The organism is Microlunatus soli (assembly GCF_900105385.1).
Taxonomy (GTDB): Bacteria; Actinomycetota; Actinomycetes; order Propionibacteriales; family Propionibacteriaceae; genus Microlunatus; species Microlunatus soli.
Window position 1 is genome coordinate 4,808,472 of record NZ_LT629772.1, and the last position, 13,220, is coordinate 4,821,691.

A 13,220-nucleotide genomic window follows, 5' to 3' on the forward strand; every position below is an offset into this window, starting at 1 on the left:
GGAGGAGTAACACTGTGCCCAGCACCGTCGAGCAGTTGAGCCCGTCGCGGGTGAAGATCACGGTCGAGGTCCCGTTCGGTGACCTCAAGCCGAACATGGACAAGGCCTACCGTGACCTCGCGTCGCAGGTGCAGATCCCCGGCTTCCGTAAGGGCAAGGTGCCGCCGCGGATCCTGGACCAGCGGTTCGGCCGCGGTGCGATCCTGTCCGAGGCGCTGAACGACGCCATCCCGGATCTCTACAACTCCGCGGTCACCGACAACAAGCTGAACCCGCTGGCTCAGCCGGAGGTCGAGGTCACCAAGCTGGAGGACGGTGACCTGGTCGAGTTCACCGCCGAGGTCGACGTCCGGCCCGAGTTCGACGTGCCGGCCTTCAACACCGTCACCGCCACCGTCGACGCGATCGAGATCAGCGACGAGGCCGTCGAGCAGCGGCTGGAGTCGCTGCGTGGCCGGTTCGGCTCGATGGAGGACGTCGACCGACCGGTCGAGGACGGCGATCACCTGACCATCGACCTGGTCGCCCGCAAGGACGGCGAGGTGCTGGAGGACGCCAACGTCTCCGACATCTCCTACGAGGTCGGCACCGGCCGGATGGTCGACGGCCTGGACGAGGCCGTCATCGGCCTGTCCGCCGGGGAGTCCAAAACCTTCACCTCGACCCTGGTCGGCGGTCCGTTGAAGGACGAGGAAGCCGAGATCGAGGTGACGGTCAAGAAGGTCCAGATCCAGGATCTGCCGGCCGCCGACGACGAGTTCGCCCAGTTGGCCAGCGAGTTCGACACCATCGAGGAACTGCGCGAGGACCAGAAGAAGGAGCTCGTGCAGACCGGTCGGGTCGAGCAGGCCAACGCCGCCCGGGACGCCGTCCTGGAGGCGCTCATCGGCCAGGTCGACGCCGAGGTCCCCGAGGGTGTGGTGAACTCCGAGATCGAGGCCCGCAAGGAGCAGATCAACAACCAGCTCGCGCAGGCCGGCCTGACCCTGGAGCGCTACCTGGAAGAGGCCGACGAGGACGACGAGGACGCTCCCAAGGACGTCGAGTCCTTCTGGGCCGACACCGAGAAGCGGGCCGCGGATGCGTTGAAGGCGCAGATGATCTTGGACAAGATCGCCGACGACCGCGAGCTCGGCGTCGAGCAGGAGGAACTGACCCAGTTCATCGTGCGTCGGGCCCAGGCCTCCGGGGTCAGCCCGGACCAGGAAGTCCAGCACATGCTGGAGCACAACCACGTGCCGGAGTACATGGGTGAGATCCGTCGCGCCAAGGTGCTGGATCTGATCATGTCCGAGGCGACGGTGACCGACAGCAACGGCGAGAAGATCGAGCTGGCCAACCTGCAGCCCGACGGCAGCATCGCCGACCCGGCCGAGCTGGCCGCCAAGGCTGCTGCCGAGGCCGCCGCGGCCTCGGAGTCGGACGACAGCGAGACCGTCGAGGGCGAGACCGTCGAGGGCGAGGAGAGCGAAGAGGCCAAGGCCTGAGCTCACCCGTACCCCACGTCGAGAACCGGATCGATCCGCAACGGATCGGTCCGGTTCTCGTTCGGTTCAGACGTCCAGGTAGAGACAGAACGGATGCCCGTCCGGGTCGAGCATCACCCGGACATCGTCCTGCGGCTGGAAGTCGGCCAACTCCGCACCCAGTGCCTGCGCGTCCTCGACCGCTGCGGCAACATCCTTGACGCCGACATCGAGATGGAACTGCATCTGCTGTTGACCTTCGGCATTGGGCCAGACCGGGCGCTGGTAGATCTTTTCCAACTGGAACGCGAGGTTGCTCCACGTGGGCTTGCCGTCGGCGTCCCGCATCGCCATCGTCACCCAGCCGGGCTCCTCGCTGGCGATCTCCCAGCCCAGCAGCGACTGATAGAAGCGGGCCAGCGCCGGCGGATCGGGACTGCCGAGCACCACGCCGAGCCAGCCGGTGAATCCACGGATACCTGCCATGGCAGTTCACGGTAGCCCGATCGGCGGCGGCTGGGAACCGCTGTCATAGGATCCCCGGGTGACCACTCCTGAGATCTCCGTACAGCTGTACTCCATCCATCCCGAGCTGGAGGCCGACCTCGACGGTTCGCTGAAGAAGCTGGCCGACATCGGGCTGAAGACGGTCGAGGCCTTCGACTTCGTACGGCGGGCCGATGAGCTGAAGGCGTCGTTCGACTCCTACGGGCTGAGCGCGCCGACCGCGCATGCAATCCTGATCGAGGACGCCGGCGTCGCGACCCCGGACGGGCTGCTCACCGTGCCGCCGCCGGAGGAGACCTTCGCCGCAGCCAACAAGCTCGGTATCCAGGTGGTGATCGACCCGTTCGTCGCGCCCGACCGCTGGGCCACCCTGGAAGACGTGCAGCGCAACGCCGCCAAGCTCAACGAGCGCGCCGCCCAGGCCAAGGAATTCGGTCTCAAGGTCGGCTACCACAACCATGATCACGAACTGACCACCAAGATCGACGGACGGCCGGTGCTGGAGGTCTTCGCCGAGTTGCTCGATCCCGAGGTGCTGCTCGAGGTCGACCTCTACTGGGCCTTCGCCGGTGGCGCCGATCTGCAAGCCCTGTTGACCAAACTGGGGGATCGGGTGATCGCCGTACACGTCAAGGACGGCCCGATGCGTCCCGGCATCAGCGCCAAGGAACTGCCCAAGGACCAGCAGCCGGCAGGCCAGGGCGACGTCCCGCTGGCCGAGGTACTCACCGCCGGCCTGCACATCCCGTACGCCGTTATCGAGTACGACCACTACGAAGGCGACACCTTCGAAGCCATCGCAGAGAGCTACAAGTTCCTCACCGACACCCTCAAGTAACCCCGACTTGACCGAGCAGATTGCTGTCCTGGAACCCAATCCACAGCAATCCGCTCGGTCAAGTTGTTTCCGGCCACGCTCTGGGGTCCAGGAGCCAGCGGTCGTGGGTGCGGTTGCGGTTCAGGCCGCGACGGTGGCCGTCCTGCATCCGGCGGATGAGTTGGCGGCGGTGGTGGGGTCGTAGGTCCAGACTGTCCGAACGCACCACGGTGACGCCGACCGACTCGAAGCGTTCCTCGCGGATGTTGTCCTTGCGGTGCTGCTCGCGATCTCGATGCTGCGCACCGTCGAACTCGGTCGCCAGCGCAGCATCCGGATCGAACAGGTCTGGATGGCCGATCAGGATGCCGTCGTCATCGAACACCCGCACGTTGAGCAGCGGTGGTGGCAACCCCGCCTCGACTTCGTAGCAGTACCTGAGCCGAGACTCCCGCGGGCTCCACACGTTCGTACGCGCCAGGTCGAGTGCGGCTCGAGCCTGCTCCAGTCCATGCACCGCACGCAGGGAGGTCAATCGTTCTCGCAGTGCCCGGAGGCTGACCTGCCGGAAGTGCAACATCGCGTCGAGAAAGACGACAGCATCCTCGACCGTTGTAGCCCACCTCGCTCCGTCGACCGCAGTCGATAGTGGGGGAGTGACGGGGATACCGTGTCGGACCCTCGAGCTGATCGGCCCTATGGTGAAGTGGTAGCGCAGCAGATCGTGGCTACGCCGTTTGGCGGAAGTCAGCACGTCGACCGGCTCCGCGTGGTCGCCCGTCAGCCCCTTGCCGTCGAGCCAGTCCACCCCACAGACGTACGCCGCCGCCCAGCCCGCGATGACCGATCCGGGTGGCAGCAGCGCAGCAGCGTTGAGGATCCGTTGCGCGGTGCTGTCCGTCGGCTCCGGGGCAGGGACGTAGAGGCCGTTTCGCACCCGATGCCAGGAGGGCCCTCGGATCCTGCCCGGTGAGATCCCCGAACCTCTGAGGTCCGACGCCAGTGCGGGCGGCGCAGCCACCTCCAACTCCTCCTCGAACCGGGACACACGCCAACCTTGACCCAGTCGACATGGGTTGCCCGAGGGTTATCCACACCCGAACTTGCCCGAGCAGATTGTTCCGAAATCGCTGACCCAGCAGCAATCTCCTCGGTCAAGCCTGGTGAAGCGAGGGGTGGGTCAGGCCAGGGCCTGGTCCAGGTCCTGGGTGAGGTCCTCGGGTGTGGTCTTCGGGCTGTACCTCTTGACCAGGTTGCCGTCCCGGTCCAGCAGGAACTTGGCGAAGTTCCACTCGATGTCGGGGCCGTTCTCACCGGGCTGGGTCTCGGTCAGCCACTGATAGAGCGGGTGCGCGCCGGGGCCGTTCACCTCGATCTTGGCGAACATCGGGAAGCTGACACCGTAGTTCAGCTCGCAGAAGTCGGCGATCTCGGCCTCCGAGCCGGGCTCCTGGTGGCCGAACTGGTCACACGGGAAGCCCAAGATCACCAGCCCCCGGTCGGCGTAGTTCTCGTACAGCTTCTGCAATCCGGCGTACTGCGGGGTGAGCCCGCACTGCGATGCGGTGTTGACGACCAGGACCACCTTGCCCTGGTAGCTCCCGAGGTCCACCTGCTCACCGGTGATCTTGGTCGCCGAGAAGTTCGAAAGGACAGTCATTCGGCGAGCCTACGCCGTGCGCCCTGAGCGAACAGCGGGGGACAGCCCTCAGTTTCGACGGTCCCGGACGGTAAGTTCGCACCTGTGAACGCACTACCTGAGATGTCCGTACCCAAGATGGCTGGGTCCCCCAACGGCGGCTTCGGCCTGGACGACAACGTCTACCAGTCCCTGCTCGCCAATCGGATCATCTTCCTCGGGTCCGAGGTCAAGGATGAGAACTCCAACGCGATCTGCGCGCAGATGCTGCTGCTCAACGCCGAAGATCCGCACAAGGACATCTGGCTCTACATCAACTCCCCGGGTGGCTCGGTCGACTCCGGGATGGCGATCTACGACACCATGCAGTGGATCTCCAACGACGTCGCCACCGTCTCGATGGGTCTGGCCGCGTCGATGGGGCAGTTCCTGCTCTGCGCCGGCACCAAGGGCAAGCGCTACGCGCTGCCGCACAGCCGGATCATGATGCACCAGCCGTCCGGTGGTCTCGGCGGCACCGCCTCCGACATCCGGATCCAGGCCGAGCAGTCGCTGCACATCAAGAACGTGATGCAGAACCTGATCGCCGAGCACACCGGCCAGCCGCTGTCCCAGATCGAGGCCGACTCGGATCGGGACCGCTGGTTCACCGCCCAGCAGGCGCTGGAGTACGGCCAGATCGACCATGTCTTCCACTCGGCGTCGCAGATCAGCGGCTCCGACGCACCGAACCAGTGAAGGAGTTCCAGGTGACCGACCAGAACACCATGCCGTCGGGTCTGGCAGCGCCCTCGCTGTCTCCGCGGATGGAGTATTACATCCCGCAATGGGAGGAACGCACCTCCTACGGCATGCGCCGGATCGATCCGTACACCAAGCTCTTCGAGGACCGGATCATCTTCCTCGGCACGCCGATCAGCGACGACATCGCCAACGCGGTGATGGCCCAGCTGCTCTGCCTGCAGTCGATGGATTCCGAGCGCGACATCGACATCTACATCAACTCGCCGGGTGGGTCGTTCACCGCGTTGACCGCGATCTACGACACCATGCGCTACATCAAGCCCAACGTTCGTACGGTGTGCCTGGGGCAGGCCGCCTCGGCTGCCGCGGTGATCCTGGCCGCCGGCACCAAGGGCAAGCGGCTCGCCCTGCCGAACAGCCGGATCCTGATCCACCAGCCCGCGACCGAAGGGGCGTACGGGCAGTCCTCGGACCTGGAGATCCAGGCCAAGGAGATCATGCGGATCCGCGAGCTAATGGAGGGCATGTTGTCCTCCGATACCGGCAAGGACGCCACCGAGGTCAGCAAGGACATCGAGCGGGACAAGTACCTGACGGCCGAGGAGGCCAAGGAGTACGGGATCATCGACGACATCCTGACCTCGCTGAAGGACGTCGAGACCGCCTGATCCGTGCGGGTCCGTCGCCGCCCGGCGCGGCGACGGGCCCGGGATCCGGGGCAGGGGCGAAAATCCTGTCCAAGCACGGAACGCCGGGTTAGGGTTGGAAACTCAGTAACACAAGGAGGCGGCATGGCTCGGATCGGAGAGAGCGGCGACCTGCTGAAGTGCTCGTTCTGCGGAAAGAGCCAGAAGCAGGTGAAGAAGCTCATCGCGGGTCCGGGCGTCTACATCTGCGACGAGTGCATCGATCTGTGCAACGAGATCCTCGAGGAGGAGTTCTCCGAGAGCGCCGATGCCCGGACGTTGGATGAGCTGCCGAAGCCGATCCAGATCCGCCAGTTCCTCGATCAGTACGTGATCGGCCAGGACAGCGCCAAGCGCGCCCTGGCCGTCGCCGTCTACAACCACTACAAGCGGGTGCAGGCTGCGCAGGCCGCCGGCCATTCCGCCCGCCGCGCCGAGGATGACGGCGTCGAGCTGGGCAAGTCCAACATCCTGCTGATCGGCCCCACCGGCAGCGGCAAGACCTATCTGGCCCAGACCCTGGCCAAGATGCTCAACGTCCCGTTCGCGATCGCCGACGCGACCGCGCTCACCGAGGCCGGCTACGTCGGCGAGGACGTGGAGAACATCCTGCTGAAGCTGATCCAGGCCGCCGACTTCGACGTCAAGAAGGCCGAGACCGGGATCATCTACATCGACGAGATCGACAAGATCGCCCGCAAGGGTGAAAACCCGTCGATCACCCGGGACGTGTCCGGCGAGGGTGTGCAGCAGGCGCTGCTGAAGATCCTCGAGGGCACCACCGCCAGCGTGCCGCCGCAGGGTGGTCGCAAGCATCCGCATCAGGACTTCATCCAGATCGACACCGGCAACGTGCTGTTCATCGTCGGCGGCGCCTTCGCCGGACTGGATCACATCATCGACGCCCGGGTCGGCAAGCGGCCGCTCGGCTTCAACAACGACGTCGAGTCCCGCAAACCCGCCTCGGACGATCCGTTCGCCGACGTCCGTCCCGAGGACCTGGTCAAATTCGGTCTGATCCCCGAATTCATCGGCCGGCTGCCGATGATCTCCAGTGTCAGCCCGCTGGACCGGGACGCGCTGATCCGGATCCTGGTCGAGCCGAAGAATGCCCTGACCCGCCAGTTCAAGAAGCTGTTCGAGATCGACGGCGTCGAGCTGGAATTCACCGACGAGGCGATCGAGGCGATCGCCGACCTGGCGCTGCTTCGCGGCACCGGCGCTCGTGGACTGCGCGCGATCCTCGAGGAGGTGCTGCTCGGCGTGATGTACGACGTGCCGAGCCGCGAGGACGTCGCTCAGGTGATCATCACCGCCGAGGTCGTCAACGACTCGGTGCTGCCGACCCTGGTGCCGCGGGACAAGCTCGCCAAGCGCGAGCGCCGCGAGAAGTCCGCCTGATCACCCTTCGACAAGCTCAGGGTCCTTCGACAAGCTCAGGGTCCCGGCGGCGCAGCCAATGCGCCAGCAACGCCGGGACCAGCCCGGTGCCGATCAACGCCAGTGTCGGCACTCTGCTGAGCAGCAACAACCAGGTGAGCATGATCACCACCGTGCCGGCGACGTGCAGCGGCTGCCGGGTCAGCCGGCGATAGGACGCCGACAGCCACCGGCGAACGCCTTGATCACCGGCGACCGTCACGGCCAGCCCACACAGGTAGCCACCGATCAGTAGCCCGGAGACCACGATCAGCACGACCAACGCAACGACCGCCGCCGGGCCGTCGGCGGCGTACCAGAACAAGATGCTGATCATGATCATCGCAGCGGCGACGTCGATCGCGAGCCCGATCAGGAGATAGCGCCGGATCGCCCCCGGCAACTCGGCGACGAAGGTCCGGAACACCGCGTTCTCGTGCTCGTCGAGGATGGCCTGCACGGTGCGTTGCAACGCCACCGCGGCCGGCACGATCAGCACCACCGTCAGCGCGCAGCAGACGAAGACCAACTGGGCCACCAGCAGGTTGCCGACCGGAGTCACCCACTCCAGGAAACGGCGGCCGCGCTTGTTCACCCCTCGATGATGTGACGTTGGCTACCTTTCTGGCAAATTATGGCAAACGGTTGTTCAGCGTTTGACCCGGCCGATCCGACCTGCCTACCGTCCATCGAAACCGACGAGTCGAGGGAGACGGGTTGTCACCGGGCAGATCGAGAAGACCGGCAGTTCTTGCGTTGCTGATGGTGCTGCTGCTGGCGATGGCAGGCTGTGGTGGATCGCCGATCGACGCCGACACCGACGGCGTCCCGCCGGCGCAGGCGACCGGCACACTGCGCGTGCTGATGCCGTCCTATCCGGCCAGCAACGAGGGCAAGGCGGCATTCGCGAAGGTCGCCGAGCGGTTCAATCGGATCTACCCGAAGATGAAGGTCGAGCCGGACTACGCCACCTACTCCAACCTGAACGAGAAGATCTCCACCTCGATCGCGGCCGGCATCCCGTACGACGTGATGGTGGTCGGAGTCGGATGGGTGCCGCCGTTCGCGGCCAAGCGGATCTTCGCCGACCTGTCCCAGTTCGGGGTCGACGGCCCGGCCCTGAAGAAGCGGACCGTGCCGGCGCTGGCACCCACCGCGATGTATGACGGCAACGTGTACGGCATCCCGTTGGTCGCCGACGCCCGCGCGATGGCGCTGCGCAAGAGTGCGTTCCGCGACGCCGGCCTCGACCCGGACGACCCGCCGCAGACGATGGCCGAGCTCAAGACGGCGGCCGAGAAGCTGACCCGGCGGAACAAGGCGGGCACGATCACCCGGCCCGGATTCGACTTCCATCCCGGCGACGGCGGCAGCTACCGGCAGATCTACCTGACACTGCTGAAGGCGACCGGCACCTCGCTGTACCGGGGGACCGAACCCAACTTCGACAACCCCAAGGGTGTCCAGACCCTGAACTGGATCAAGTCCATGATCGGCCCGACCCAGGTCTACGGCCAGGTGACGGCCTCGGAGGATCCGATGGTCTACACCGGTGACGCCGCGATGGGCGTGACCGGCGGCGCGATCGACTGCTCGGCCGACGGTCTGGGCGCCGAGAACTGCGATGACATGGAGTACTTCCTGCCCGACGACGGCGAGCCCAGCGAGTTCGTCGGCGGTGACATCGCAGCCGTCGGCACCCGCAGCAAACATTCCGAAGCGGCCTGGGCGTTCATCCAGCAACTGACCCAGAAGGGGTCGCTGGACGAGTTGGCCGAGCTGAATCAGAAGCTGCCGGCCTACGCCGACGTCCAGGACTCGCCGCAGGCGAAGTCCAATCCGCTCAGCCACTATCTGGCGGCGCACCTGAACGACGTCGCCTACGAGGGCGGTCCGGTCAACTGGCTCGACCTGCGGCCCAAGTTCGACGCCAAGCTGAGCCAGGCGATCCTCGGCCAGAAGCCGAGCGAGGACGTCCTGGCCGAGCTGGCCGAGCAGTCCCAGTCCACGGTCGGAGGTAACTGACGATGGCAACGTTGACCGCCGAGCGCACCGGCGCCGACACTGCGGTCCGGCCGGCCAAGCGGCGCAGCCTCGACCGAGGGCAGGTGCGAGCCGGCTGGCTGCTGCTCGCCCCGGCGTTGCTGCACTCCGCGATCTTCATCGTGATCCCCACCATCGCCGCGATCGTGCTCAGCTTCACCGACTACAGCTTCGGTGACACCTGGTCCTGGGTTGGTCTGGCCAACTACGGCCGGCTCTTCGGCGACGAGGACTTCCTGGCCTCGCTGTGGCACACCGTCGTCTACTCGATCGTCGTCGTCCCGATTTCGATGGCGCTGGCGCTGATCATCGCGATCGGGCTGAATCAGAAGATCCGCGGGCTGGCGATCTTTCGGACCGCCTTCTACATCCCGACCGTCACCGCCACCGTTGCCGTCGCGACCATCTGGATGTGGATCTTCAATCCGGGATCCGGTCTGGCCAACGGCGTGCTGAGCCTGTTCGGTCTGGCGCCGGCGCAATGGCTGGCCGGCCCCGACTCGGCACTGCCATCGCTGATGATCATCGGCATCTGGCAGGGGCTCGGCGCAAAGATGATCATCTATCTGGCCGCCCTGCAGGGTGTTTCCAGCGACCTGATGGAGGCGGCGAACCTGGATGGTGCCGGCCGCTGGCAGCGCTTCCGCAATGTCACCTGGCCGTCACTGGCGCCGGTCCAGTTCTTCGTCCTGGTCACCTCGATCGTCGGCACCTTCCAAGTGTTCGATCTGGTGTATGTCACCACCCAGGGCGGACCCGGCACGGCGACCCGGGTGTTGGTCTTCGACATCTACACCAGGGCCTTCCAATCGTTGCAGCTCGGCATGGCGGCCGCCGAGACGGTGATGATGATGATCTTGATCGGGGCGTTCATCATGATCGGCCGGCTGAGCCAGAGGGACAACTGAGATGGCAACACAACGCAACCGGCCGACCGCCGGCCGGATCGTTCTCTACGTCGTGTTGGCGCTGGGTGGACTGGCGATGATCACGCCGTTCATCTGGATGGTGCTGACCTCGCTGAAGAGTGAGGGCGAGGTCGCGACCTTCAGCTGGCTGCCCGATCAGCTGCGCTGGCACAACTACGTGGAGGCGATGCAGACCGCGCCGTTCGCTCGCTACTTCCGCAACAGCCTGATCATCGCGCTCGGCGAAACCGCGTTCACCCTGGTGATCTGCACGATGGCCGGCTACGCACTGGCCAAGCTGCCGATCAAGGGGGCGAAGGGGCTGCTGGCCTACTTCATCGCGCTGATGACCGTTCCGTTCCAGATCATCCTGGTGCCGCTGTTCATGGTGGTGAAATCGATACCGCTGGCCGGCGGCAACAATCTGCTCGGACAGGGCGGGATCGGCTGGCTCAACTCCTGGTGGGGTCTGATCATCCCGCTCGGCGCGGCGCCGCTGTTCACCTTCCTGGCGCGCCAGTTCTACGTGTCGCTGCCCGGTGAGCTCGCCCAGGCGGCACGGGTGGACGGCCTGGGCGAGTTCGGCATCTTCCTGCGGATCATGACCCCGCTGATCAAACCGGCACTGATCACCATCGCCGTGTTCCAGGTCGAGGCGGCCTGGAACGGGTTCCTGTGGCCCCTGATGATCACCACCTCCGACTCGCTGCGCCCGCTGCAGCTCGGACTGGCGACCTTCACCCAGGACCCATCCAACATCCAGTGGCCCTACCTGATGGCCGGCACCACGCTCGCCACGCTGCCGATGATCGTGATGTTCGTCATCGCCCAGCGCCGGTTCGTCGAGGGGATGGCGAACGTCGGCGTGAAGGGCTGAGCACTCCCGGCCTTGTTCGGATAACGGTTTCTCCAGCGGTCCTGGAAAATTCGGGCAAACCCTTGCCAAACGCGCGGCTGCCGGTCATCGTATGACGAGCGGAGCGCATCGATGCGCCGTTTTGTGTGTGAAACAAGCAGATTTCGGTCGGTTTGCACCTTCGAGGGAGCAGGTGGTCAGGTGGGCCAGACAAGTGTGACCCAGCCCGTTCGGGAAGCGGTTACCGCCGCCTCGGAGGACTCGGCGGACACTCCGACCGGCAGTCGCTTCCGTCGCCTGATGCACCGGCTGTCGCGGGACAAGTTGCTGGTCGGGATCGGGTTGCCGGGCGCTCTGGTGCTGATCGCGTTCCAGTATCTTCCGCTGCTGGGCAATGTGATCGCGTTCCAGGACTATCAGCCGTATCTGGGGATCACCGAGGCGCCGTTCGTCGGGTTGGCGAACTTCTCGTTCCTCTGGGACGGCAATGCCGCGTTCCTGAACGCGTTGCTGAACACGCTGGTGCTGACGGTGATCCAGACGGTGTTGGTGTTCCCGGTCCCGCTGGTGCTGGCGTTGCTGCTGAACAGTCTTGCCGGTGAGAATCTGAAGCGGCTGTTGCAGTCGATCCTCTATCTTCCGCACTTCTTGAGCTGGGTGATCGTGGTCGCGCTGTTCCAGCAGATGCTGGGCAACGCGGGCATGTTGAACACGTTCCTGATCCAGAACGGGTTGCCGCAGTTCCACGTGATCGGCGTCCCGGAGTTGTTCAAGGGTCTGATCACGACCCAGGCGATCTGGAAGGACGCCGGCTGGGGGACCATCATCTTCCTGGCCGCGCTGTCCCAGGTCGACCAGCAGCTGTACGAGGCGGCCGCCGTCGACGGAGCCGGGCCGTGGAAGCGGCTGTGGCACGTGACACTGCCGGCCTTGAAGGGGCTGTTCATCCTGCTGCTGATCCTGCGGTTGGGCAACAGCCTGTCGGTCGGCTTCGAGCAGATCATCCTGCAGCAGGGTCCGGTCGGGTTGGAGGCCAGTGAGGTGCTGGACACCTGGGTCTACAACAACGGCATCATCGGCGGCAATTGGGGCATGTCGGCGGCCGCTGGTCTGGTGAAGAGCGTGGTCGGTGTGCTGTTGGTGATCGGTGCGAACAAGTTGGCCCACGTCTTCGGAGAGCGGGGGGTGTACGAGAAGTGACCACCATCGAGGCAGCCGAACACGAAGCCGGGCAGGCGTCGCGCAAGCGCAGCAAGCGTCCACCGTGGATGGAGAGCCCGAATCCGCTGGTGCAGATCGCCAAGGCGATCGCGTTGGGGATCTCGGTGTTGTTGGTGATCATCCCGTTCTGGTCGGTGCTGGCGACGTCGTTCGCCGATCAGGCCACGATCAACAAGTCCGCCGGCGGGATGGTGATGTGGACCAGTTCGCCGTCGCTGGCGGCGTACAAGGCGGTCTTGGGCGGCGGTGTGGTGACCCGGGCGATGATCATCTCGATCGCGATCACTGTGGTTGGCACGCTGCTGTCGCTGGCCGCCACCGCCGGGCTGGCCTACTGGCTGTCCCGGAAGTCGTTCGGTTCCAAACCGGTGTTGTTGCTGGTGCTGGGCGCGGTGCTGTTCAGCCCGGGTCTGATCCCCAGTTATCTGGTGGTCAAGCAGTTCGGACTGCTGGACTCCTGGTGGTCGCTGATCCTGCCGGTGATGGTGAACGCGTTCAACGTGATCGTGATGCGCGCCTTCTTCCAGGAGTTGCCGCAGGAGCTGTTCGAGTCCGCGGCGATCGACGGGGCGTCCAGTCTGACGATCCTGTCCCGGATCGTGCTGCCGCTGTCGAAGGCGGTGCTCGCGGTGATCGGGTTGTTCTACGCGGTCGCCTACTGGAACGCGTTTTTCAATGCGCTGCTGTACATCCAGACCACCGACAAGTGGCCGATGGCGTTGGTGCTGCGGACCTTCGTGGTCAATCAGACGACGATCGGCGGTGATCAGGTCGGGATGTCGGAGGTGATGCCGCCGCAGTTGCCGCTGCAGATGGCGATCCTGGTGATCGCGATCGTGCCGATCCTGATCGTCTACCCGTTCCTGCAGCGGCACTTCGCCAAGGGCGTGATGATCGGCGCGGTCAAGGGCTGA

General features: G+C 65.3%; 14 protein-coding genes. 10 read left to right on the forward strand and 4 right to left on the reverse strand.

Annotation, left to right across the window (positions count from 1 at the left end; genetic code table 11):
• Positions 1-14: 14 nt before the first annotated feature.
• Positions 15-1,487 carry a trigger factor gene (gene tig / locus BLU38_RS21980; protein ID WP_172836199.1) on the forward strand — a complete coding sequence of 491 codons (1,473 nt, stop codon included), beginning with the start codon at positions 15-17 and terminating at the stop codon, positions 1,485-1,487.
• 66 nt (positions 1,488-1,553) lie between these two features.
• Here the strand turns inward: tig and BLU38_RS21985 are convergent, their stop codons facing one another.
• Entirely contained in the window at positions 1,554-1,952 is a 399-nt protein-coding gene (locus BLU38_RS21985; RefSeq protein WP_091527526.1) for a VOC family protein, read from the reverse strand.
• Between the two features lie 58 nt (positions 1,953-2,010).
• Here BLU38_RS21985 and BLU38_RS21990 point away from each other — a divergent pair, with 58 nt between their 5' ends.
• Positions 2,011-2,811: a sugar phosphate isomerase/epimerase family protein gene (locus tag BLU38_RS21990; RefSeq protein WP_091527527.1), complete on the forward strand. Its 801-nt coding sequence runs from the start codon at positions 2,011-2,013 to the stop codon at positions 2,809-2,811.
• A 58-nt stretch (positions 2,812-2,869) separates the two neighbouring features.
• Here BLU38_RS21990 and BLU38_RS21995 read toward each other — a convergent pair whose 3' ends face one another.
• Positions 2,870-3,838, reverse strand: a complete 969-nt coding sequence (locus BLU38_RS21995) for a PDDEXK family nuclease (protein ID WP_091527528.1) — start codon at positions 3,836-3,838, stop codon at positions 2,870-2,872.
• Positions 3,839-3,970: 132 nt separating this feature from the next.
• Positions 3,971-4,450 (reverse strand): glutathione peroxidase, encoded by a 480-nt coding sequence (locus BLU38_RS22000; protein WP_091527529.1) that lies wholly within the window; start codon positions 4,448-4,450, stop codon positions 3,971-3,973.
• Positions 4,451-4,552: 102 nt separating this feature from the next.
• On the opposite strand from BLU38_RS22000, the gene BLU38_RS22005 reads away from it, so the two are divergent.
• The 3 genes from BLU38_RS22005 to clpX all read left to right on the forward strand — a co-directional run bounded on the left by BLU38_RS22005 (position 4,553) and on the right by clpX (position 7,260).
• Positions 4,553-5,167, forward strand: coding sequence for an ATP-dependent Clp protease proteolytic subunit (locus BLU38_RS22005; protein WP_091527530.1), 615 nt, complete (start codon positions 4,553-4,555; stop codon positions 5,165-5,167).
• A gap of 29 nt (positions 5,168-5,196) precedes the next feature.
• Positions 5,197-5,841, forward strand: coding sequence for an ATP-dependent Clp protease proteolytic subunit (locus tag BLU38_RS22010; RefSeq protein WP_172836312.1), 645 nt, complete (start codon positions 5,197-5,199; stop codon positions 5,839-5,841).
• Between the two features lie 123 nt (positions 5,842-5,964).
• Positions 5,965-7,260, forward strand: a complete 1,296-nt coding sequence (gene clpX, locus BLU38_RS22015; protein WP_091527531.1) for an ATP-dependent Clp protease ATP-binding subunit ClpX — start codon at positions 5,965-5,967, stop codon at positions 7,258-7,260.
• Between the two features lie 16 nt (positions 7,261-7,276).
• Here the strand turns inward: clpX and BLU38_RS22020 are convergent, their stop codons facing one another.
• Positions 7,277-7,873 (reverse strand): hypothetical protein, encoded by a 597-nt coding sequence (locus BLU38_RS22020; protein WP_091527532.1) that lies wholly within the window; start codon positions 7,871-7,873, stop codon positions 7,277-7,279.
• Positions 7,874-8,040: 167 nt separating this feature from the next.
• On the opposite strand from BLU38_RS22020, the gene BLU38_RS22025 reads away from it, so the two are divergent.
• From BLU38_RS22025 to BLU38_RS22045, 5 genes are all read left to right on the forward strand, one after another.
• A complete protein-coding gene (locus tag BLU38_RS22025; protein ID WP_091527533.1) occupies positions 8,041-9,303 on the forward strand; it encodes an extracellular solute-binding protein in 1,263 nt (420 codons plus the stop codon).
• Between the two features lie 2 nt (positions 9,304-9,305).
• The gene (locus BLU38_RS22030) at positions 9,306-10,229 is read left to right on the forward strand and encodes a carbohydrate ABC transporter permease (protein ID WP_091527534.1); all 924 of its coding nucleotides are present in this window, start codon (positions 9,306-9,308) and stop codon (positions 10,227-10,229) included.
• A 1-nt stretch (position 10,230) separates the two neighbouring features.
• Positions 10,231-11,106, forward strand: coding sequence for a carbohydrate ABC transporter permease (locus tag BLU38_RS22035; protein ID WP_091527535.1), 876 nt, complete (start codon positions 10,231-10,233; stop codon positions 11,104-11,106).
• A gap of 279 nt (positions 11,107-11,385) precedes the next feature.
• Positions 11,386-12,285, forward strand: a complete 900-nt coding sequence (locus BLU38_RS22040; protein WP_091532942.1) for an ABC transporter permease subunit — start codon at positions 11,386-11,388, stop codon at positions 12,283-12,285.
• Positions 12,282-13,220: a carbohydrate ABC transporter permease gene (locus tag BLU38_RS22045; protein WP_231919981.1), complete on the forward strand. Its 939-nt coding sequence runs from the start codon at positions 12,282-12,284 to the stop codon at positions 13,218-13,220. The genes BLU38_RS22040 and BLU38_RS22045 overlap by 4 nt, the downstream gene beginning before the upstream one ends.